Here is a 21,030-nt window from a genome sequence, read left to right on the forward strand (position 1 = left end):
GGTTTCAGCTATATGACCTGCTGTGCAGACGCCCTAGGACGTCAAGCGCCGCGACGCTGTGCCGACGGACCGGACTCTTCGTCCTCATCGTCGTCGTTGTAGAGAGCCGCGTACTTGGCGTACGGGTCGTCGTCGTCCAGATCGTCATCGACTTCGACCGGCTCGCTGACAGGCAGCGGCTCCGTCGGCGATGCGCCCAGCTCATTGGCCAGACGCGAGAGGTCAGTCCCGCCGCTGTTGTACTTCAGCTGGCGGGCGACCTTTGTCTGCTTGGCCTTGGCCCGGCCGCGCCCCATGGCTCGACCCCCTCGGTGACGGGGCTCGACGGCCCCAGAGTCTGACACGCGTTCATGGTTCGGAGCGGGCTCTCCGTGGAGAGACCGTCCGTAGGGGTTTAACGGTACCTGCTTCCGCGGCCATACGGTACGCCGCCCGCATGACGCGCCTTGGTGCAGAACCAACAAGGCGCCCCGTCCTCGCTGGTCAACCGCGATTTTAACCCTTTCCTGGCGGACGACCCGCCGAAGCGCAGTGAGTTCCGTCTCGCCGCGCCCCGGCGGGCCCGCCCGTCAGCCCCGGAAGGTCAGACCCGGCGCGCGGCGCGGGCGTCCGCCATCCGCTGCTCGGCGATCCGGTCCGCGGCCGCGGCCGGCGGGATGCCGTCCACCTTCGCGCGAGCAAAGATCTCGAGGGTGGTGTCGAAGATCTTCGTGGCCTTGGCCTTGCAGCGGTCGAAGTCGAAACCGACCAGCTCGTCGGCGACCTGGATCACGCCGCCCGCGTTGACCACGTAGTCCGGGGCGTAGAGGATCCCGCGGTCTTCGAGGTCCTTCTCGATGCCGGCGTGGGCGAGCTGGTTGTTCGCCGCACCGCAGACGATCTTCGCGGTCAGGACCGGCACCGTCTCGTCGTTCAGGGCGCCGCCGAGCGCGCAGGGGGCGTAGATGTCCAGGCCCTCCACGCGGATCAGCGCGTCCGTGTCGGCGACCGCGGTGACCTTGCCCGGGTGCTTGTCGAGGATCCGCTGGACGGACTCCTCGCGGACATCCGTGATCACGACCTCGGCGCCGTCCTCGAGGAGGTGCTCGACGAGGTAGTGGCCCACCTTGCCGACGCCCGCCACCGCGACCTTGCGGCCGCGCAGGGTCGGGTCGCCCCACAGGTGCTGGGCGCTGGCGCGCATGCCCTGGAAGACACCGAAGGCGGTGAGTACCGAGGAGTCGCCCGCGCCGCCGTTCTCGGGGGAGCGGCCGGTGGCCCAGCGGGTCTCCCGGGCGACGACGTCCATGTCGGCCACGTAGGTGCCGACGTCGCAGGCGGTCACGTAGCGGCCGCCGAGGGACTCGACGAACCGGCCGTAGGCCAGGAGCAGTTCCTCGGACTTGAGGACGTCCGGGTCGCCGATGATCACGGCCTTGCCGCCGCCGAGGTCGAGACCGGCGAGGGCGTTCTTGTAGGACATGCCTCGCGAGAGGTTCAGCGCGTCCAGGACGGCCTCCTCGTCTGAGGCGTACGCGTGGAAGCGCGTCCCGCCGAGGGCGGGGCCCAGGGCGGTGGAGTGGATGGCGATGACGGCCTTCAGGCCCGTGGCTCGGTCCTGGCACAGCACGACTTGCTCGTGGCCGCCCTGCTCCGTACGGAACAGGGTGTGCAGGACGCCGTCGGTCATTTCGGTCACGGTGGTGACTCCCATGGAAGAGATGCGGCGGAATGACGCCCGCCCTGCGGGTGGGGGAGGGCGTGCTGGGAGCAGAGTAAGACCTGCGGGGGGTCCGTAGTCGACCTGTCCGGAGATCGGAACACTCCCGGGGGACGGGCGGCCCCGTCCGGGCGGGCCGGAGCGGCCCCGGAGGTGAACCGGACCTTCAGGAAGGGCAGGTACGAGGCGTGAGCGAATCCCCTCCTTCCGCGCGCTCGGCGCCGACCGTTCCGTACGCCTCCTACCTGCGCGTCTACGAGCCCCTGGCCGCCTTCCCCGAGCCGGAGCGCACCCACTGGGCCGACTACGCCCGGCGCGGGACCGCCCCGACCGCACAGGACGAACTGCGCAGGTCGCTCACGGACTTGGTACGGGTACCCGTGGTGGGGGTCCCGGCGCACGAGAGCGCGGACGCGTTCACGGCCGAGGTCGACGGGGTGCTGCTGGTCTGCCCGTGGCGGACCAGGCTGCGCGGCTGGCTGGCCCTCCAGGAGCTGGTCGAGTCGTTCCCGCGCCCGGTGCTGGACGCCGCGCTCCCGCCGCCCGCGCGCCGGCGGGCGGCCGAGGACTACGAGCGCTGGCGCGAGCGGAACCCCGACGCGCGCCCGTGGATCCGTACCGGGGTGTGGCAGATCCCCCTGCGCTGGTTCGTGCTGGTGGCCGAGGAGGAGCGGGAGTACCTGCCGGGCGAACGGCTGCGCTACCGGACGCCGATGGTGCAGGCGAGGCGGCGCCTGGCGCGGGCGCTGCGGACCCTGCGGGAGGCCGAGGGCTACGGACTGCTCGCCGACGGCCTGGTGGAGGTGGGGAGCTGGCTGGAGGAGTTCCATCCGCGCTCGATGGTCGAACTCGACTACGGCGGGCTGCTGCACGCGCTGCCGGCGGCCGGGCTGGCGGCGGACCGGTCGGCCGGGGAGCTGGCGGAGGGGATCGCGGCCCTGCGCGCGGGCGACGCCGAGGGCGCGGCCGAGGCGTACGCGGAGCTGGCGGACCGGTGGCGGGCGGTCCGGGAGAGACTGTTCGCGAATTAGGCCGAGAGAGCGGATCATGCTGCGAGAGGTCGCGCGGGATCAGTACGTACCGATTCCTATCGGCCGATCGGCCATAAATGGCTGATCAGAGGCTTGATCATGGCATTTGGGACGTAGTACCAGGACCTACGTCCCGATACGGGCCATTGGCCCAAGCGTGACGGACCGCACTATCTACACCCTTGCGCCCTTCCCCTACCCTCGTGCCAAAATAGGACAAGGAGTCCGGGGAGGGTTCCTTCCGTCCAACTAAGGGCGGAATGCTCGGCATTGCGCTCTACGGGGGGTCTGACGACTCCTGATCGCTCTGTGACTGATCGTCACAGTGGGGTGACTGTCCGTTATGGGACGGTCCATCGGCTTCCGCCGCTGATGAACACCTCGGAGGGCAATTCCGTCGGTTTGGCCCTTGAGGCTGGACGGATGGTGTAGTTGTAGTGCCGAGGACAAGCCGTTCGTCCTATAACCGACTCGGCCCGCGTATGTCCATTTCGGGCAACGCGGGCCAAGGTGCAGAATTTAGAGGAAAGAACCGAGATGGTTCGGTTCTCCCGAGGAGGCCGCTCATGACCGCTCGCACCCCTGATGCCGAGCCGCTGCTGACCCCGGCTGAGGTTGCCACGATGTTCCGCGTGGACCCGAAGACGGTCACCCGCTGGGCCAAGGCTGGCAAGCTCACGTCCATCCGCACCCTGGGTGGACACCGCCGTTACCGCGAGGCCGAGGTTCGCGCACTGCTTGCGGGAATTCCGCAGCAGCGCAGCGAGGCCTGAGGTTCAGCAGCACCACGCAGCACCCCGTTTTAACGGGTCTATATCGGGTCCCCCAATCCGATGAAACCCACATAGCTTCATACGGCCGGGCCTGCCCCAACAGGTTCTCAGTCGTTCGATCGCGCTGGACTCCGCCGGGTCCAGCGCGATCTTTTTTATGCCCAGGTCAGGGCGGTATCGCGTCGGTGCGGGGCCGCTGGCGAGTGGGTGCCATTGCACATATTAAATCGAGCACGCGTAGGGGTGCCATAAATGTGCGAGTCTCAGAAACTGGTTCGGTGACTCCCGTCACAGATGATCACTCTTGTATTTCCGGTAATGCACCCCGTAAGGGGACGCGCGCGGTCGGGCGCATCATGCGAAAGAGGGATTCTGTCGGCGGTCCGTACGACTGCGCGCCGCCCCGGGACGGCCCCGCGCGGGCTCGTCGGGCCGGCGGGGCCCCCGGCGTCCCGCCGGCGGGCCGTGACCGTCTCCAACGGCCCCTGAGAGGCCCTGGGGAGGCCACCGCACCGCCCTCGGCAGGCCCTTGGGGCGCCGGGACGGGCTCCGGACCCTTCGGCGGGCCCGTCAACGCGTCAGGGCCCGTATCCCCTGGGGGATACGGGCCCTGACGTTGTTGCGATCCTGACGGGACTTGAACCCGCGACCTCCACCTTGACAGGGTGGCGAGCTAACCAACTGCTCCACAGGACCTTGATTTGCGGCCGTCGGGCGGCTGCGAATCAGACTGTACAGCAGCTCAGGGGGTGCGGTCGAACCGGATCAGGGGGCCGCCGCGTCCACCGCCTTCACGATGCGCTTGTCGGAGATCGGGTACGCCGTCCCGAGGGCGTGCGCGAAGTAGCTGACCCGCAGCTCCTCGATCATCCAGCGGATGTCCGTGACCGCGGCCGGCACCGGGCGCCCCTTGGGCAACTGCTCCAGCAGCCAGGCGTACTCGTCCTGCATCTCGTGGACCTTCTCCATGCGCGTGGTGTCGCGCTGGACGCCCGTGGGCATCTGCTGGAGCCGCCGGTCCGCCGCCACCAGGTAGCGCATCAGGTCCGGCAGCCGGCGCAGGCCGGTGAGGGTCACGAAGCCGGCCGGCATGAGGGCCGCCAGCTGCGTCTTCACGTCCTGGATGTTGGCCACCAGCGCCAGGCTGCCCGTGGCCTTCAGGCGGCGCTCACAGGCCTGCCAGGCGGCCAGCACCTGCTGCACCTGGCCGATCGTGCGGACGGTCGTGTCCACCAGGTCGGCGCGGACGGCCTCGTAGAGCTTGCGGAAGCCCGCCTCGTCCCAGGCCGGCCCGCCGTGGTCGGCGATCAGCTTGTCGGTGGCCGCGGTCGCGCAGTCGTCGAACAGCGCCTGGATGGAGCCGTGCGGGTTCCTGGACAGGGCCAGCTTCTGCTGGTTGGTGAGGTGGTCCGAGGCGAACTTCGCCGGGTTCACCGGGATGTTGAGCAGGATCAGCCGCCGGGTGCCCAGCCACATCGCCTGCTGCTGCTCGGCCTCCGTGTCGAAGAGCCGTACGGAGACGCTCTTGCCCTCGTCCACCAGTGCCGGATACGCCTTCACGGGCTGGCCGGCCCGCCGGGTCTCGAAGACCTTGGTCAGCGTGCCGATGGTCCAGTCGGTGAGCCCGGTGCGCTCCACCGACTCCCCGCCCGCCCGCTCGGCGGTGGCCGCAGCCGCCTTCGACAGCGCCTGGCGGGCCTTCGGCTTCAGCTTCAGCCGCAGCGACTCCAGGTCCTTGTCCTCGGCGAGGTTCCTGCGCCGCTCGTCGACGATCCGGAAAGTGATCTTCAGGTGGTCCGGGATCCGGGTCAGGTCGAAGTCCTCGGCCGAGACCGGGACCCCGACCATCCGCTGGAGCTCGCGCGCCAGGGTGACCGGCAGCGGCTCCTGCAGCGGCGCCGCCGTCGCGAGGAACCGGGTCGCGAAGTTCGGGGCGGGCACGTAGTGCCGGCGGATCGGCTTCGGGAGGGACCGGATCAATTCGGTGACGACCTCTTCCCGCAGGCCCGGGATCTGCCAGTCGAAGCCTTCGTCGGTGACCTGGTTCAGCACCTGGAGCGGGATGTGCACGGTCACGCCGTCCGCGTCCGCGCCCGGCTCGAACTGGTAGGTCACCCGGAACTTCAGCTGCCCCTGCCGCCAGGAGTCCGGGTAGTCGGCCTTGGTGACCCCGGCCGCCTTCTCGGTCAGCAGCATCTCGCGCTCGAAGTCGAGGAGTTCGGGCTCCTCGCGCTTCTTGTGCTTCCACCACGAGTCGAAGTGCGCCCCCGAGACGACGTGTTCCGGGATCTTCTGGTCGTAGAAGTCGAAGAGCGTCTCGTCGTCGACCACGATGTCGCGGCGCCGGGCCCGGTTCTCCAGCTCCTCCACCTCGGTGAGGAGCTTGCGGTTGTCGGCGTAGAACTTGTGGTGCGTGCGCCAGTCACCCTCGACCAGCGCGTTGCGGATGAACAGCTCGCGCGAGACCTCGGGGTCGATCCGGCCGTAGTTGATCTTCCGCTGGGCCACGATCGGGACGCCGTACAGCGTGACCTTCTCGTACGCCATCACCGCCGCCTGGTCCTTCTCCCAGTGCGGCTCGCTGTACGTGCGCTTGATCAGGTGCTGCGCGAGCGGCTCGACCCACTCGGCCTCCACCTTGGCGTTGACCCGCGCCCACAGCCGCGAGGTCTCCACCAGCTCGGCCGACATCAGGAACTTCGGCTGCTTCTTGAACAGCGCCGAGCCCGGGAAGATCGCGAACTTGGCGGACCGCGCCCCCAGGTACTCGTTCTTGTCGGTGTCCTTCAGCCCGATGTGCGAGAGCAGACCGGCCAGCAGCGAGATGTGGACGCTCGTCTCGGGGGCGTCCGCCTCGTTGACGTGGATGCCCATGCCCTTGGCGACCGTACGCAGCTGCGAGTAGATGTCCTGCCACTCGCGGATCCGCAGGAAGTTCAGGTACTCCTGCTTGCACATCCGGCGGAAGGAGGAGGAGCCGCGCTCCTTCTGCTGCTCGCGGATGTAGCGCCACATGTTGAGGAACGAGAGGAAGTCGCTGGTCTCGTCCTTGAAGCGGGCGTGGTTCTGGTCGGCCTGGGTCTGCTTGTCCGAGGGCCGCTCGCGGGGGTCCTGGATGGACAGGGCCGCCGCGATGACCATGACCTCGCGGACGCAGTTGTTCTTGTCGGCCTCGACGACCATCCGGGCCAGGCGCGGGTCCACGGGCAGCTGGGAGAGCTGGCGGCCCATGGGCGTCAGCTTCTTGCGGGGGTCCTTCTGCGCCGGGTCGAAGGCGCCGAGCTCCTGGAGGAGCTGCACGCCGTCGCGGATGTTGCGGTGGTCCGGCGGGTCGATGAAGGGGAACTTCTCGATCTCGCCGAGGCCGGCCGCGGTCATCTGGAGGATGACGGAGGCCAGGTTCGTGCGCAGGATCTCGGCGTCCGTGAACTCCGGCCGGGCGTTGAAGTCGTCCTCGGAGTAGAGGCGGATGCAGATGCCGTCCGAGGTACGGCCGCAGCGGCCCTTGCGCTGGTTGGCGCTGGCCTGCGAGATCCGCTCGATGGGCAGGCGCTGGACCTTGGTGCGGTGGCTGTAGCGGGAGATGCGGGCGGTGCCCGGGTCGATCACGTACTTGATGCCCGGGACCGTGAGGGAGGTCTCGGCGACGTTCGTCGCGAGGACGATGCGGCGGCCCGTGTGCTGCTGGAAGACGCGGTGCTGCTCGGCGTGGGAGAGGCGGGCGTAGAGCGGGAGCACCTCGGTGAACCGGAGGTTCTTCTTGATCAGCGCGTCCGCGGTGTCGCGGATCTCGCGCTCGCCGGAGAGGAAGACCAGGATGTCGCCGGAGCCCTCCGCCTGCAGCTCGTCGACCGCGTCGCAGATGGCGGTGATCTGGTCCCGGTCGCTCTCTTCGCTCTCCTCTTCGAGGAGGGGCCGGTAGCGCACCTCCACCGGATAGGTCCGGCCGCTGACCTCGACGATCGGGGCGTCGCCGAAGTGGCGGGAGAAGCGCTCCGGGTCGATGGTCGCCGAGGTGATCACGACCTTGAGGTCGGGGCGCTTCGGGAGCAGCTGGGCCAGGTAGCCGAGCAGGAAGTCGATGTTCAGGGACCGCTCGTGGGCCTCGTCGATGATGATCGTGTCGTACGCGCGCAGCTCGCGGTCCGTCTGGATCTCGGCGAGCAGGATGCCGTCGGTCATCAGCTTCACGAAGGTCGCGTCCGGGTCCACCTGGTCGGTGAAGCGGACCTTCCAGCCGACCGTCCGGCCGATCTCGGACTTCAGCTCCTCGGCGATCCGCTCCGCGACCGTGCGGGCGGCGATCCGGCGGGGCTGGGTGTGCCCGATCATGCCCCGGACCCCGCGGCCCAGCTCCATGCAGATCTTGGGGATCTGCGTGGTCTTGCCGGAGCCGGTCTCGCCCGCGACGATCACGACCTGGTGGTCGCGTATCGCCTCGGCGATCTCGTCCTTCTTCTGGCTGACGGGCAGGTTCTCGGGATACGTGACCTCGGGCATCCGCGAGGCACGGCCGGCCAGTCGCTCGGCGGCCTTCGCGGCCTCCGCGGCGATCTCGTCGAGCACGGCCTGCTTGGCCTCGGGCTTGCGGATACGGCGGGCGCCTTCGAGGCGGCGGCCGAGGCGGTGCGCGTCACGGAGGGAGATCTCACCGAGAAGCGTCTGCAGGGCGGCGAAGGAAGTAGACATACCTGGTCGAGGATCTCACCTGGTCCCGCCGGGTGGCGAACGCATTTGTGCCCCTCCCCGTACCATTTCGGGACGAGTCCCCCAGTTGTGCGAGTGAGAGGCAGCCCATCCGTGTCCCGCCGCCGCCGTACGTGGTGCCTCCCGGCAGCCGTACTCGCGCTGCTGCTGGGCACCCTCGCCCTTTCCCTCGCCCTGGCCGGTCCGAAGCACACGGACCCGGGCCCCGCCGCCGTTCGGGCGGCGACGGGGGCCTTCGCTCCGGAGCCGGCCCCGCATCCGGCCGTCGCCCCGCAGAAGGGACCCGCCTGCGCCCCGGCCGGCCCGGACCGGGACGGCGTGCCCGGCGTGCCGGTGCGGGCCGGCGGGGAGCACGCGCAGCTTTCGGCGGGGACGGGCCTGCCCGAGGGGGTGCGGCCGCAGCGGCCGATACCCGCGAGAGCCCTCGTACGGGGGCCCGACCGGGCGGCGCCGGGGCCGGTGGAGCTCGCGGTGATGCGGGTGTAGGGGTCGGCCGCGCCCGTCCCCCTTCACCCGTAGCCCTGGAGCACCCGTATGTCCTCTTCCTCCCGCAAGCCCCTGCTGATCTCCGCCGGGGTCGCCCTCGCCGCCGTCACCCTCGGTCTCGTGTCCTGGCAGGCCACCGCGCCCGCCGGCAAGCCCGACCGGTCCGCATCGGCAGCCGCGCCCCAGGCGGACCCGGCCGCGGAGCTGAAGGCGCTCGCCCGCCGCGAACCCGGCGACAAGCTCGCCCTCGGCCGCGCCGACGCGCCCGTCGTCCTCATCGAGTACTCCGACTTCAAGTGCGGCTACTGCGGGAAGTTCGCCCGCGACACCGAGCCCGAACTGGTGAAGAAGTACGTCGAGGACGGCACCCTGCGCATCGAGTGGCGCAACTTCCCGATCTTCGGCGCCGAGTCCGAGGCCGCCGCCAAGGCCGCCTGGGCCGCGGGGCAGCAGGACCGGTTCGCGCAGTTCCACGCGGCCGCGTACGCCGAAGGCTCCAAGGAGAAGGGCTTCGGCGAGGCCCGCCTCGTGGAACTGGCCCAGCAGGCCGGGGTCCCCGACCTGGAGCGCTTCAGGAAGGACATGGCCGGCGAGCAGGCCGCCGCGGCCCTGCGGAAGGACCAGAGCGAGGGCTACCGCATCGGCGTCAGCTCCACCCCGTCCTTCCTGGTCAACGGGCAGCCGATCGCAGGCGCCCAGCCCACCGCCGCCTTCACGGCCGCCATCGCCGAGGCGAAGGACCGGGCCCGGGCCGCCGGGCCGGTGAAGCCGTGACCGACATCGGATACCTGGCCGCCCTCCTCGGCGGCCTCCTCGCCCTGCTCAGCCCGTGCAGCGCCCTGCTGCTCCCGGCGTTCTTCGCCTACTCGATCGACTCCGCCTCCCGGCTGCTGGCCCGCACCGGGATCTTCTACGCGGGCCTCGCGAGCACCCTCGTACCGCTGGGGGCGGCCTCCTCGACCGCCGGCCGGTTCTTCCACGGCAACCGCGACGCGCTGGTCCTCGCCGGCGGCTGGCTGATCATCGCGCTCGGCCTCGCCCAGATCCTGGGCCTCGGCTTCGCCTCCCGCCGCATCTCCGGGCTGTCGGGGAGGATCCGACCGACGACCGCCCTGTCGGTGTACGCCCTCGGCGCGGTCTACGGCCTGGCCGGCTTCTGCGCCGGCCCGATCCTCGGCAGCATCCTGACCGTTGCGGCGGTCAGCGGCCGTCCCGTCTACGGGGGCCTGCTGCTGGCGGTGTACGCGCTGGGGATGGCCGTCCCGCTCTTCCTGCTGGCCCTGCTGTGGGAGCGCTTCGAGCTGGGCCGGCGGCGCTGGCTGCGCGGCCGGGCCTTCACGGTGGGCCGCTTCGAGCTGCACACCACCTCGGCGCTGTCCGGGCTGTTCTTCATCGCGCTCGGCACGCTGTTCCTCGTCTTCGACGGGGCGAGCGCGCTGCCGGGGCTGCTCGACGTCGACGACTCGTTCGCGGTGGAGCAGCGGGTGCGGTCCCTGGCGGCCGGGGTCCCGGACTGGGCTCTGCTCGGCCTGGTCGCGGCGGGGGCGGCGGCCTTCGGGCTGATGCAGTGGCGCCGCCGCTCGCGCCCCGAGGGCGGGGCCGGGTAACGCAGGAAGGCCCCGTCCGATGGACGGGGCCTTCCGGTTGTGGCTGGGGCCGGGGTCGAACCGGCGACCTATCGCTTTTCAGGCGATCGCTCGTACCAACTGAGCTACCCAGCCACGAAACCGTTTCCGGTTTCAGCGATCCTGACGGGACTTGAACCCGCGACCTCCACCTTGACAGGGTGGCGAGCTAACCAACTGCTCCACAGGACCTTGCAGTGTGCGAGAACAAGTCTTGCACACGGTAATGCGTACCCCCAACGGGATTCGAACCCGTGCTACCGCCTTGAAAGGGCGGCGTCCTGGGCCACTAGACGATGAGGGCTAAAGGCCCGCCGGGCACTTTCCAGCGCGTCGGGGACGTGAGAAGCATATGGGATCCGGGGAGCTATCGCCAAAACGGTTTCTCCCGGCCGAGCGGGAGGCGCCTCCACCGGAGGGACAATGACGGCGTGCTGGAGATGACGCGCGAGGAGTTCGAAGAGCTCGTCGCAGAGGCCCTGGACCGTATCCCGCCGGAGCTGACGCGGCTGATGGACAACGTGGCGGTGTTCGTCGAGGACGAGCCGCCGGCCGACGACCCCGAGCTCCTCGGCCTGTACGAGGGGACCCCGCTGACGGACCGCGGCGAGTGGTACGCCGGGGTGCTGCCGGACCGGATCACCATCTACCGGAACCCCACCTTGCGGATGTGCGAGGACCGGGAGAGCGTGGTCGCCGAGACGGAGGTCACCGTGGTCCACGAGATCGCGCACCACTTCGGGATCGACGACGAGCGGCTGCACGCCCTGGGCTACGGATGACCCGGCCGGCCGAGGGCGCCGAGGCGATCGACCCGGACGTCGACCTGCACGTGCCCGCCCAGGCCGCCGAGCCGCAGGGCCGGGTGCTCGCGGCGGTGGCGGCCGGCGGGGCGGTCGGGGCCTCGGCGCGGTACGGGATCTCCCTGCTGTGGCCGGCCGCGCCAGGGACCTTCCCGTGGGCGACCTTCTGGATCAACGCGGGCGGATGTGCGCTGATCGGCGTACTGATGGTGCTGATCGGGGAGGGCGGGCGCACGGCGCATCCGCTGGTGCGGCCCTTCGCCGGGACGGGGGTGCTCGGCGGGTTCACCACCTTCTCGGCCTACGCGGTGGACTTCTCACGGCTCCTGGACGAGGGGGAGGCCCCGCTCGCGCTGGCGTACGCCGGGCTCACGGTGGCGGCGGCGCTGGGCGCGGTGTGGATGGCGGCCTCGGTGACGCGGCGGGTGCTCGGGGACCGGCACCGGGGCCCGTCGGGGGCCCGGTGAACTGGCTGGTCGTGGTGGTGGGCGCGGTCGTCGGGGCCCCGCTGCGCTACCTGACGGACCGTGCGGTGCAGGCCCGGCACGACGCCGTTTTCCCCTGGGGCACCCTCGTGGTCAACGCGGCCGCCTGCCTCGTGCTCGGCGGGCTGGCCGGCGCGGCCCTGGCCGGGGCCTCCTCCGCGCGGCTGGACCTGCTGCTGGGGACCGGGCTGTGCGGGGCGCTGAGCACGTACTCGACGTTCTCGTACGAGACCCTGCGGCTGGCCGAGACCGGCCGGAGGTTCCTCGCGGGGGCGAACGTGGTGGTTTCGGTGCTGGTCGGGCTGGGCTCCGTACACCTCGGGTCACAGGTGGCGCGGCAGCTGTTCGGCTGAGGGCGTGTCTCTTACGGGTCAAAGGGAGTTGGGCACATTGACCCGCTCATGCGGACTCTCACCCCTCAGGCTCCGGAGGTGCCCCCGTGCGCCAGTTGTCCGCTTCCCTCCGACTGGCCGTCACCGCGCTCGCGGTCGCGGCGATGGCCGGCTGCATGAGCGTCGGCGAGGACGCGGCGAAGCCCGGGCCCTCCTCCGCCGCGGACCGCAAGGCCGGCGCCGGGTCGGGGGGCGCCGCCGGCCGGGGCTCCGGGATCCACGGCAACGGGCACGGCACGAAGGACGGTACGGGGAACCAGGACGGCCGGCCCAAGGAGGACGGCAAGGCGTCCGGCGCGACCGGGGGCTCGCCCAGCCCGGGTGCGCCGAGCGCCGGGCCGGGAGCTCCCGCGCCGTCGGCGGGACCGGGTGGCGGCGCGGGCGGCCAGGGCCCCCAGCAGCCGCCCTCGGGAGGCTCCGGCGGGTCGGGCGGAGCCGGTGGATCGGGTGGATCGGGTGGTTCCGGGGGCTCGGGCGGCTCCGGTGGATCGGGTGGCTCCGGTGGCGGCGGCCAGCCGACGAGCGGGCCGACCGCGGAGCCGCCCGCTCCGACCCCTTCCCCTGTGACGGAAACCACTCCTCCGCCGAGCCCGCAGCCGGAGCCGACCACCCAGCCCGTACCGCAGCCCTAGCCTGGTCGGAGCCGGTCCCTACCCCCGGCCCGGCCCCTCGGGCGCGCGGGCGACCCGAGGTGTCTGCGCAGGTCAGAGGTGCTTCGGGTGGAGTGACTTGCCAGACCCGGGGGAGGGTGCGTATGGTTATAGATCGTTTGATCCCATTGCCCGGCGCCGAATCCGAAGAGCGCCGCGTGGCGCGTACTCTCCCTAGCCGTGGCTGACCGCATTGAGGCGGTCGATTTGCGATTCACGGAGTTTGGGCGCGTGCCGAGACTCCGGAAGGTTTCGCATTTCGCATGTCCATTTCCAGTTCTGACCGTTCCGTCATGCCCGAGAACGACTCCAACGAGATCGTCGACGTTGTCGAGACGCTCATCGAGGCGGACGAGATCATCGAGTCCTTCGAGGACTCCGCCGACTTCGACGCGGACGGCCAGGCCGACGCCGACACCGACGCCGAGCCCACGATCACCTTCGCCGACCTCGGTCTGCCGGAGGGCGTCGTGCGCAAGCTCGCCCAGAACGGTGTCACCACCCCCTTCCCGATCCAGGCCGCGACCATCCCGGACGCCCTGGCCGGCAAGGACATCCTCGGCCGTGGCCGCACCGGCTCCGGCAAGACCCTCTCCTTCGGTCTGCCGACCCTGGCCCAGCTGGCCGGCGGCTACACCGACAAGAAGAAGCCCCGCGCGATCATCCTGACGCCGACGCGTGAGCTCGCGATGCAGGTCGCGGACGCCCTCCAGCCCTACGGCGACGTGCTCGGCCTGAAGATGAAGGTCGTCTGCGGCGGCACCTCGATGAGCAACCAGATCTACGCCCTGGAGCGCGGTGTCGACATCCTCGTCGCCACCCCGGGCCGTCTGCGCGACATCATCAACCGCGGCGCCTGCTCCCTGGAGAACGTCTCGGTCGCGGTCCTCGACGAGGCCGACCAGATGGCCGACCTGGGCTTCCTGCCCGAGGTCACCGAGCTGCTCGACCAGATCCCCGAGGGCGGCCAGCGCATGCTCTTCTCCGCCACCATGGAGAACGAGATCGGCACCCTGGTCAAGCGCTACCTGTCCAACCCCGTCACGCACGAGGTCGACAGCGCGCAGGGCAACGTCACGACCATGACGCACCACGTCCTCGTCGTGAAGCCGAAGGACAAGGCGCCCGTCACGGCCGCCATCGCCGCCCGCAAGGGCCGCACCATCATCTTCGTCCGCACCCAGCTGGGCGCCGACCGCATCGCCGAGCAGCTCGTCGAGGCCGGCGTGAAGGCCGACGCGCTGCACGGCGGCATGACGCAGGGCGCCCGTACCCGCGTCCTCGCCGACTTCAAGGACGGCTACGTCAACGCGCTCGTCGCCACCGACGTCGCCGCCCGCGGCATCCACGTCGACGGCATCGACCTGGTCCTGAACGTGGACCCGGCCGGCGACCACAAGGACTACCTGCACCGCTCGGGCCGTACCGCCCGCGCCGGCAAGTCGGGTGTCGTGGTCTCCCTCGCCCTGCCGCACCAGCGCCGCCAGATCTTCCGCCTGATGGAGGACGCGGGCGTCGACGCCTCGCGCCACATCGTCCAGGGCGCCGGTGCCTTCGAGCCCGAGGTCGCCGAGATCACCGGTGCGCGCTCGCTCACCGAGGTCCAGGCCGACTCCGCGAACAACGCCGCCAAGCAGGCCGAGCGCGAGGTCGCCGAACTCACCAAGCAGCTGGAGCGCCTGACGCGCCGCGCCGCCGAACTGCGCGAGGAGGCCGACCGCCTGGTCGCCCGCTCCGCGCGTGAGCGTGGCGAGGACCCGGAGGCCGCTGTCGCCGAGGTGGCCGAGGCCGCCGAGGCCGAGGTCGCGGCTGCCGCCGCTGCCGCTGCCGCCGAGCTGGCCGCACAGGAGCGCCGCGAGGAGCGCGCCCAGCGCGACGAGCGCGGCAACTTCGAGCGTCGCGACAACCGCGGCGGCGACCGTGGCGGCTTCCGCCGTGACGACCGGGGCGACCGCGGTGGCGACCGCGGCGGCTTCCGCCGTGACGACCGCCGTGACGACCGCGGCGGTGACCGTGGCGGCTTCCGTCGCGACGACCGTCCGTCCGGTGGTTTCCGTTCCGGTGGTGACCGTCCGTCCGGTGGCTTCCGCCGTGACGACCGCCCGTCGGGTGGCTTCAACCGTGACGACCGTGGTGGCGACCGCGGCGGCTTCCGCCGTGACGACCGTCCGTCCGGTGGCTTCAACCGCGACGACCGTCCCTCCGGTGGCTTCCGCTCCGGTGGCGGCGACCGTCCGTTCAACCGCGACCGTCGCGACGACCGTCCGTCCGGTGGCTTCCGCTCCGGCGGCGCCGGCGACCGCCCGTACGGCCGCCGCGACGACCACCGTCCCTCCGGTTCCGGTTCCACCGGCTCCTTCGGCGGCCGCCGCGACGACAAGCCGCGCTGGAAGCGCAACGGCTGATCCCGGCCTGAGCTGAACCACCGACAGGGCCCCCACGACACCGTCGTGGGGGCCCTGTTGTGCGTCCGGCGGCCGAGCGACAGGCCGGTAGCCGGATACCCGATCGGCTGACCGGCGGTGTCCGGCTATGCTCTGGGGTGAGCACGTGGAGGGCCATTAGCTCAATTGGCAGAGCAGCGGACTTTTAATCCGTTGGTTGTCGGTTCGAGTCCGACATGGCCTACCGCTCAGAGCGAAGCGCCCCACCCGGTCATCGGGTGGGGCGCTTCGTCGTGCCAGGGGCGGACCGTCAGGCGGTCGGGCGGTTCAGGCCGAGGTGCCGCGGCGACGGCGGGCGCCGAGCCAGGCGGCGCCCGCGCCGAGGGCGACCAGGGCGGCGGCGAGGCCCGCGTACGGGCCGGTGCCCGAGGAGCCGGTGCTCGCGAGGGAGCCGGTGGCCGAACCGGTGGTGGTGGTCAGGCTGGTGTTGCCCGCGGGGGCGACGGCCTGCCGCACCGGGGCGGCGGAGGCCGGGGCCTTGCCGGTCGGGTCGGCCGACGGGGTGGTGGAGGGCTTGGGGGCCGAAGTGGGGGCCGGACCCGGGTCACCGATCGGGGCGAGCGGGAACTTCAGGGAGGCGCCGTTGAACGGGTGGGTGTTGCCCTTGGCGAGCGAAACCTCGGCGTTCACCGTGATCTCGGTCTTCTTCGTCAGCTTGGTGTTGGTGCCCAGGGACACCCGCAGCGGCTGCGTGCGCACACCGGAGGCCGCGCCGAAGCCCTGGGGGATCCGGGGGAGCCGGTAGCGGCCGTAGTCGCCGGTCAGGTGCTGCCACCGGCCGTCGATCAGCGCCTGGATCTGGAACTCGGCGGCCTCGTTGCCCGGGTGCGAGAGGGTCAGGGCGGTGTCGAGGGCTTCGTCGAACGTGCCCTCGCCGGTCGCCCGGTAGTTCAGGTTCAGGTACGCGAGGTGCTCCGGGTCGTCCTTGCCGGAGGGGCCCTGCTCGATCCACGTCTTCAGCTCGCCCGTCTTGATCTGCGGGTCGACCTTGAAGACGCGGGAGGCGCCGGCGCCGGACGCCTGCGAGTTGGAGGGAGCGGCGGTGAGCTTGAAGTCCCCGTCGTTGGTCGGGTACTTCGCGCCGAGCCCGATGGTGACCTTCCAGGTCATCTTGCCGTTCGCGGGGATGTCGAAGCCGTGGCCCGACCGGCCGGAGGCCGCCGGGTAGAACAGCCCCTGCCATCCGCCGTCCTGCCGGCCGACCGAGAACCCGGTCGTCGGCGCGTTCACCGCCTCGACCTCGAAGGTGATGTCATCGGCCTGCAGCGGGCTCGGACCGGTCTGCTCCACCGGCATCCACGGCTTGTACTCGACCGGCTTGCCGGTCAGGTTCCGAACCGTCAGCTCGAAGGCCTCGGTGGCCCCGCCGCGGGTCAGCGGACCGCCGGGAACGGGAGCACTCATCTCCGTACGCAGCACGGCCTGGTCGTCGGCGGCGGACGCGGCGGTGGCCGAGAGCGGCAGCAGAGTGGTGACGACGCCGGCGACGACTGCGATGGCGGCTGCGGTGCGAACGGACATGGTGGACTCCCCTCAGGAATCACAAGGGCAACGGCAGAGCGCCGGGCCGGTGGGTTCGGTGGGTGCGCCCGGCCGGTTCGTGTTCCCCCTGGCCTTGGCGACAGGTGAATCTTCGCCCGCGACCGATCCCGGAACGATCCCCGCTGTGTCACCGCCGGGCAACAGAGACGATCTTGGTCCGCAAGGCCCGGTTCCGGACGGGTTTTGTGCCTCTGACCAGGGGTTATGGGGGTTCTAGGGGTGGGGCGGGCGTTAATTGGCGGGAGGGTCTCCCCGGATGGCGTAGAGTTGGGTTTACCGACGCGGGGTGGAGCAGCTCGGTAGCTCGCTGGGCTCATAACCCAGAGGTCGCAGGTTCAAATCCTGTCCCCGCTACTCAGTACGAAGGCCCGGTTCCCTTGTGGAACCGGGCCTTCGTCGTGTTCTCGGGCGTGGACGCTGGCTCCCGCCCCGTCACCCGATCGGCCTCCGGCGGGTCGCCGTACGGGCGCCCGTGCCGCCAGCCTTGAGGGCGAGGCGGTGTCGTCGGGGCCCGCACCCGTGCGAGGGACCGGGCGGCAGGAGAGGGCAGCGTGGTGGGGCTGAGCCGGCAGGACGACGGGGGACGCGCGGGCGGCTCCGGCAACGGTGTGGCCCGCCGGGTGCTCCGGGCGCTGCCGGGCGTGCTCATCCTGCTCGGGCTGGTCTTCGACGTACTGACCCCGCCGAGCTTCACCGGCTCCCCCTTCTTCTCCGCGGCCCCGCTGATCGCCGCCCCGCTGTTCAGCCTCCGCGCCACCGCCGCGACCGGGGTGCTGGCCTCGCTCGCGGTGATCCTGCTGCACATCCACAACGGCACCAGCTGGAAGGTCGAGGCACTGACCGAGCTGGTCACCGTGCTGACCGTCTCGGGGCTTGCGCTCCTGATCAACCGGGTGGTGCGGCGCAGCGGCGAGCAGCTCGCCTCCGCGCGCGGGATCGCCGAGGCGGCGCAACGGGCGGTGCTGCCCACCCCGGCCGAGCGGATCGGCGGCCTGCACGTCTCGGCCCGGTACGAGGCCGCGCAGGCCGACGCCTTCATCGGCGGGGACCTGTACGCCGTCCAGGAGACCCCGTACGGAGTGCGGCTGGCGGTGGGCGACGTACGGGGCAAGGGGCTGGGGGCGGTGGAGGCCGTGGCCGTGGTCCTCGGCGCCTTCCGGGAGGCGGCGGAGAGCGAGCCGACGCTGGAGGCGGTGGCGCACCGGCTGGAGCGGGCCCTGGCCAGGGAGGGCACCCGGCGCGACAGCCTCGACGCGGTGGAGGGGTTCACGACGTGCGTGCTCGGCGAGATCCCGCCGGGGGCGGGGCTGCTGCGGCTCCTCAACCGGGGGCACCCCGAGCCGCTGCTGCTGTACGCGGACGGGGAGCTGGCCGTCCTCGCCCCGACGGAGCACGCGCTGCCGCTCGGCATGGGCGAGCTGGGCGCGTGGCCGGACCTCGCCGAGGAGTGGGACTTCCCGGCCGGGACGACCCTGCTGCTGTACACGGACGGGCTGACGGAGGCCCGTGACCGGGCGGGGGTCTTCTACGATCCGGCGGACCGGCTGCGCGGGCGGGTCTTCCCCGGGCCGGCGGAGCTGCTCAGCGCGCTCAGCAGCGATGTGCGCCGGCACGCGGGGGGCGGGACGACGGATGACATGGCCCTGCTCGCGGTGAGCCGGCCGGGGCAGGGCCAGCCGCGGAGGCGGCGGACGGTGCCGGTCGTACGCCGCAACGGCGACGCGTGACGGTCTGTAGTCGAAACGCCGCTCTGTGCAAGGTGATTGACGAACCGTCATATTGCTTGTGTGGCTGCGGGGGTGGGCGAGTCGGCTGATTTTTGCCTGACTTGATACCTATTTGTGGGTAAAAGTGCAGGCCAGAGCCCATCGGGGAGTGGCTGATTCGTGGGAACGATCAATCGCAACAGCTTGGAATCATTCCCCCGCGTCTATTACCTTTCGATAACGCAGTGCGGTCGTCCCAGCCGTCGCAAGAGACGGCGCCGTGCGCGTGCGTGTCAATGAGGAGCGTGCCCCGGTGGCCTCCAACTTGCCTGCCCCTGAAGGCACCGAGATCCAGGAGCCGCCCGCCGCGGGTGCCTGGGGCGAGTGGAATCCCACCGAGGACTCGGTCCGTCCGGTCCGGGGCAAGCACCGAGTGGCCAAGCAGCGCGGGGGACTTGCGCGCAGCTCCACCGTGCTCGGCGTCGGTGTGATCGCGGCGGTCGGTGCCAGTGGGATCGCCACCGCGCAGGACCGGCCCCAAGTGGCGATATCCCTGCCCTCGTTGCCCGATCTGATGACCGGCGGCAACTCCGGTGCGGCGGACGCCGAGGACAACGGCCGCCACGCGGACGACGGTTCCGGGACCGAGGCCGGGACGGCCGCGCGGACAGGGATCATTCCGCGGCAGTCCGACCACCGCGCCGACGCCGGCGAGGTGCTGCGCAACCGCATCCTCCAGCAGGCCGAGTCCCAGCAGGGCGCCGCCGAGGCGCAGGCCCGCGCCGAGGCCGAGCGGCTCGCCCGCGAAGCCGCCGCACAGGAGGCCAAGGACAAGGCGGAGACCGCGCGCAAGGCGGCCGAGGCGGCAGCGGCGGAAGCCGCGGCGAAGGCGGAGCAGGAGGCGAAGGAGGCCAGGGAGGCCGCCGAGGCGAAAGCCGAGCAGGAGCGCCTCGACCGGCTGGCCGGGAGCTACTCCCTGCCGACCTCCGCCTACACCCTCACCTCGCACTACGGGGACTCCGGCTCCATGTGGTCCTCCGGCCACCACACCGGCCTCGACTTCGCCGCCCCCACCGGCACCCCGGCCAAGGCCGTCGCCGCAGGGAAGATCACCTCGGCCGGCTGGTCCGGGGCGTACGGCTACCGCATCGTGCTGGAGCTCGAGGACGGCACGGAGATCTGGTACTGCCACCTGTCCTCGATGGCGGTGACCTCCGGCTCGGTGGCCCCGGGCGAGACCATCGGCCGGGTCGGCGCCACCGGGAACGTCACCGGACCGCATCTCCACCTGGAAGTGCGCAAGGGCGGCTCGACGGTGGATCCGCTGGCCTGGCTGGAGTCCAAGGGCCTGAACGTCTAGCGGCCGGGGCCGTGTGAGCCGGTCGGCTGGGGCTCTCGCCTCGGAGCCGGTACGCCCGCCGGTGCTCTCGTGGGGACGGGGCCGGGCCTCTGGGGCAGGGGGTCGAACCAGGGCGGCAGCAGCTCCTCCATGACCGCCGCGCGCGAGAGCGCAGGACCCGCCGTCGCCCGGCGCATCCACAGGCTGTGGAGCAACTCCCGCTCCCGCCCGGCGAAATCCGGCTCCCCCGGCGGGCCGCCGCGACGGGCCCGGTTGCGGAGCAGGGCCAGCGCCGCCGCGTCCGCCTCGTACAGGGCGACCGCGCGGCCGGCGGCCCGGCCCCCGCTGCTCCGGGCCAGGCTGCGGGCCAGCGCCCGGGCCGGCATCGAGGCCAGCGCCGGCACTTCGGCCGGACCGAGCCAGCCGGAGGCCGCATACACCGCCAGCTCCCCGGCGACGGCCCGCAGCCGGCGGCGCCTTATCCGCACGGCCAGCCCCACCAGCAGCCCGAACACCGGGACCATCACGCAGCCGTAGACCACGTAGAACCCGTACTCCCCGAACTGCGAGGAGCAGTTCCACAGCGCGTGCAGCCCCATGGCGAGCGCCAGGCCCAGCAGCGGCAGCCCGATCCTGCGGATGCGGCGGGCGCTGACCGCGGCCGCGCCGAAACCGAGCCCGGTGAGCACCGTGAACAGCGGGTGCGCGAACGGCGAGAGCACCATTCGGACGAAGAAGGTCGCGGCCGTCACCGAGTCCAGGACGCCGGTGCCCTCGGCGACGTCCTCACCGAAGGCGTTGCCGAGGTAGAGGATGTTCTCGGTGAAGGCGAAGCCGGTGGCGGTGAAGCCGGCCACCACGAAACCGTCGGCCGGTCCGGTGAACTGCCGTCTTCGGAAGGCGAACACCAGCAGCAGGGCCGCCGCCTTGGCCGTCTCCTCCACCACCGGGGCGATCGCCACCGAGCCGAGCTGGTCGGCGTCGGAGGGGTCGGCGGTGGCCGCGGCTATCCACTGGGTGGCGAAACTGTTGGCCAGTATGGCGATCAGCGCCGCGGTGCAGGCACCCCAGCCGAAGCAGAACAGCAACTGCGGCCAGGGCGCGGGCGCGGCCCGGCCGAGCCACCGGAAGGCCGCCATGAGCGGCGGCACCGGCACCAGGGCCAGACCGAGACCGACGAAGAAGCCGGGGGTACCGGTCTGCTCCCGCACGAGTTCGAGGATCGCGATCCCGGTGCCGGCGAGCAGGACGAGGAGCACGCACGTGCGGACCGTGCCCGACGGACGTGCGAGCACAGACGCGAGCGCTCGGAACACATGATGACCCTACCGAGCCGGTCTGACACGCG

At 71.4% G+C, this 21,030-nt stretch carries 17 protein-coding genes and 6 tRNA genes; 14 read left to right on the top strand and 9 right to left on the bottom strand.

From position 1 onward, the window contains the following. Nucleotides 1–41 precede the first annotated feature (41 nt). Nucleotides 42–296: a DUF3073 domain-containing protein gene (locus tag ACFTXQ_RS27345; RefSeq protein WP_215014111.1), complete on the bottom strand. Its 255-nt coding sequence runs from the start codon at nucleotides 294–296 to the stop codon at nucleotides 42–44. 287 nt (nucleotides 297–583) lie between these two features. Further along, nucleotides 584–1,678: a Leu/Phe/Val dehydrogenase gene (locus ACFTXQ_RS27350; RefSeq protein WP_382645241.1), complete on the bottom strand. Its 1,095-nt coding sequence runs from the start codon at nucleotides 1,676–1,678 to the stop codon at nucleotides 584–586. A gap of 209 nt (nucleotides 1,679–1,887) precedes the next feature. On the opposite strand from ACFTXQ_RS27350, the gene ACFTXQ_RS27355 reads away from it, so the two are divergent. Beyond that, the gene (locus ACFTXQ_RS27355) at nucleotides 1,888–2,730 is read left to right on the top strand and encodes a hypothetical protein (protein ID WP_382645244.1); all 843 of its coding nucleotides are present in this window, start codon (nucleotides 1,888–1,890) and stop codon (nucleotides 2,728–2,730) included. A 566-nt stretch (nucleotides 2,731–3,296) separates the two neighbouring features. Continuing rightward, nucleotides 3,297–3,503: a developmental transcriptional regulator BldC gene (gene bldC, locus ACFTXQ_RS27360; RefSeq protein WP_003949541.1), complete on the top strand. Its 207-nt coding sequence runs from the start codon at nucleotides 3,297–3,299 to the stop codon at nucleotides 3,501–3,503. Nucleotides 3,504–4,125: 622 nt separating this feature from the next. On the opposite strand, the gene ACFTXQ_RS27365 is transcribed toward bldC, so the two are convergent. Together ACFTXQ_RS27365 and hrpA are read right to left on the bottom strand one after the other, a co-directional pair. Then, nucleotides 4,126–4,199: transfer RNA gene (locus ACFTXQ_RS27365), tRNA-Asp, on the bottom strand. A gap of 69 nt (nucleotides 4,200–4,268) precedes the next feature. Beyond that, nucleotides 4,269–8,192 carry an ATP-dependent RNA helicase HrpA gene (gene hrpA, locus ACFTXQ_RS27370; protein ID WP_382645246.1) on the bottom strand — a complete coding sequence of 1,308 codons (3,924 nt, stop codon included), beginning with the start codon at nucleotides 8,190–8,192 and terminating at the stop codon, nucleotides 4,269–4,271. 111 nt (nucleotides 8,193–8,303) lie between these two features. Between hrpA and ACFTXQ_RS27375 the strand changes: the two genes are divergently transcribed. From ACFTXQ_RS27375 to ACFTXQ_RS27385, 3 genes are read left to right on the top strand one after another with little or no spacing between them, the layout of a single operon-like run. Beyond that, nucleotides 8,304–8,696, top strand: coding sequence for a hypothetical protein (locus ACFTXQ_RS27375; protein ID WP_382645249.1), 393 nt, complete (start codon nucleotides 8,304–8,306; stop codon nucleotides 8,694–8,696). Between the two features lie 48 nt (nucleotides 8,697–8,744). After that, nucleotides 8,745–9,470 (top strand): DsbA family protein, encoded by a 726-nt coding sequence (locus tag ACFTXQ_RS27380; protein WP_382645252.1) that lies wholly within the window; start codon nucleotides 8,745–8,747, stop codon nucleotides 9,468–9,470. After that, a complete protein-coding gene (locus tag ACFTXQ_RS27385) occupies nucleotides 9,467–10,303 on the top strand; it encodes a cytochrome c biogenesis CcdA family protein (RefSeq protein WP_382645253.1) in 837 nt (278 codons plus the stop codon). The genes ACFTXQ_RS27380 and ACFTXQ_RS27385 overlap by 4 nt, the downstream gene beginning before the upstream one ends. Nucleotides 10,304–10,343: 40 nt before the next feature. Here the strand turns inward: ACFTXQ_RS27385 and ACFTXQ_RS27390 are convergent. The 3 genes from ACFTXQ_RS27390 to ACFTXQ_RS27400 form a co-directional block, all read right to left on the bottom strand. After that, nucleotides 10,344–10,417, bottom strand: a tRNA-Phe gene (locus ACFTXQ_RS27390). 22 nt (nucleotides 10,418–10,439) lie between these two features. After that, nucleotides 10,440–10,513: transfer RNA gene (locus tag ACFTXQ_RS27395), tRNA-Asp, on the bottom strand. Nucleotides 10,514–10,552: 39 nt separating this feature from the next. Next, nucleotides 10,553–10,625: transfer RNA gene (locus ACFTXQ_RS27400), tRNA-Glu, on the bottom strand. 127 nt (nucleotides 10,626–10,752) lie between these two features. Here ACFTXQ_RS27400 and ACFTXQ_RS27405 point away from each other — a divergent pair. The 6 genes from ACFTXQ_RS27405 to ACFTXQ_RS27430 all read left to right on the top strand — a co-directional run bounded on the left by ACFTXQ_RS27405 (nucleotide 10,753) and on the right by ACFTXQ_RS27430 (nucleotide 15,279). Next, complete coding sequence (locus ACFTXQ_RS27405; RefSeq protein WP_030012899.1) at nucleotides 10,753–11,103, top strand: metallopeptidase family protein; 351 nt, start codon at nucleotides 10,753–10,755, stop codon at nucleotides 11,101–11,103. After that, nucleotides 11,100–11,591: a CrcB family protein gene (locus ACFTXQ_RS27410; RefSeq protein WP_382645256.1), complete on the top strand. Its 492-nt coding sequence runs from the start codon at nucleotides 11,100–11,102 to the stop codon at nucleotides 11,589–11,591. The genes ACFTXQ_RS27405 and ACFTXQ_RS27410 overlap by 4 nt, the downstream gene beginning before the upstream one ends. Next, nucleotides 11,588–11,962, top strand: coding sequence for a fluoride efflux transporter CrcB (gene crcB, locus ACFTXQ_RS27415; protein WP_382645259.1), 375 nt, complete (start codon nucleotides 11,588–11,590; stop codon nucleotides 11,960–11,962). The genes ACFTXQ_RS27410 and crcB overlap by 4 nt, the downstream gene beginning before the upstream one ends. 86 nt (nucleotides 11,963–12,048) lie before the next feature. Further along, nucleotides 12,049–12,633, top strand: a complete 585-nt coding sequence (locus ACFTXQ_RS27420; RefSeq protein ID WP_382645262.1) for a hypothetical protein — start codon at nucleotides 12,049–12,051, stop codon at nucleotides 12,631–12,633. Nucleotides 12,634–12,944: 311 nt separating this feature from the next. Continuing rightward, entirely contained in the window at nucleotides 12,945–15,056 is a 2,112-nt protein-coding gene (locus ACFTXQ_RS27425; protein WP_382645265.1) for a DEAD/DEAH box helicase, read from the top strand. 150 nt (nucleotides 15,057–15,206) lie between these two features. Beyond that, nucleotides 15,207–15,279 (top strand) — tRNA-Lys (locus ACFTXQ_RS27430). A gap of 83 nt (nucleotides 15,280–15,362) precedes the next feature. Here the strand turns inward: ACFTXQ_RS27430 and ACFTXQ_RS27435 are convergent. Beyond that, nucleotides 15,363–16,616: a hypothetical protein gene (locus tag ACFTXQ_RS27435; protein WP_382645268.1), complete on the bottom strand. Its 1,254-nt coding sequence runs from the start codon at nucleotides 16,614–16,616 to the stop codon at nucleotides 15,363–15,365. Between the two features lie 301 nt (nucleotides 16,617–16,917). Here ACFTXQ_RS27435 and ACFTXQ_RS27440 point away from each other — a divergent pair. The 3 genes from ACFTXQ_RS27440 to ACFTXQ_RS27450 all read left to right on the top strand — a co-directional run bounded on the left by ACFTXQ_RS27440 (nucleotide 16,918) and on the right by ACFTXQ_RS27450 (nucleotide 19,703). Then, nucleotides 16,918–16,991 (top strand) — tRNA-Met (locus tag ACFTXQ_RS27440). A gap of 200 nt (nucleotides 16,992–17,191) precedes the next feature. Beyond that, nucleotides 17,192–18,364, top strand: a complete 1,173-nt coding sequence (locus tag ACFTXQ_RS27445) for a PP2C family protein-serine/threonine phosphatase (RefSeq protein ID WP_382645299.1) — start codon at nucleotides 17,192–17,194, stop codon at nucleotides 18,362–18,364. 292 nt (nucleotides 18,365–18,656) lie between these two features. Beyond that, a complete protein-coding gene (locus tag ACFTXQ_RS27450; protein ID WP_382645271.1) occupies nucleotides 18,657–19,703 on the top strand; it encodes a M23 family metallopeptidase in 1,047 nt (348 codons plus the stop codon). On the opposite strand, the gene ACFTXQ_RS27455 is transcribed toward ACFTXQ_RS27450, so the two are convergent. Then, a complete protein-coding gene (locus tag ACFTXQ_RS27455) occupies nucleotides 19,700–20,998 on the bottom strand; it encodes a PrsW family intramembrane metalloprotease (protein ID WP_382645272.1) in 1,299 nt (432 codons plus the stop codon). The two genes, ACFTXQ_RS27450 and ACFTXQ_RS27455, sit on opposite strands and share 4 nt — an antisense overlap. Nucleotides 20,999–21,030: the final 32 nt, after the last annotated feature.

It is taken from the genome of Streptomyces sp. NPDC057010 (assembly GCF_042673805.1).
In the GTDB taxonomy this organism is placed as follows: domain Bacteria; phylum Actinomycetota; class Actinomycetes; order Streptomycetales; family Streptomycetaceae; genus Streptomyces.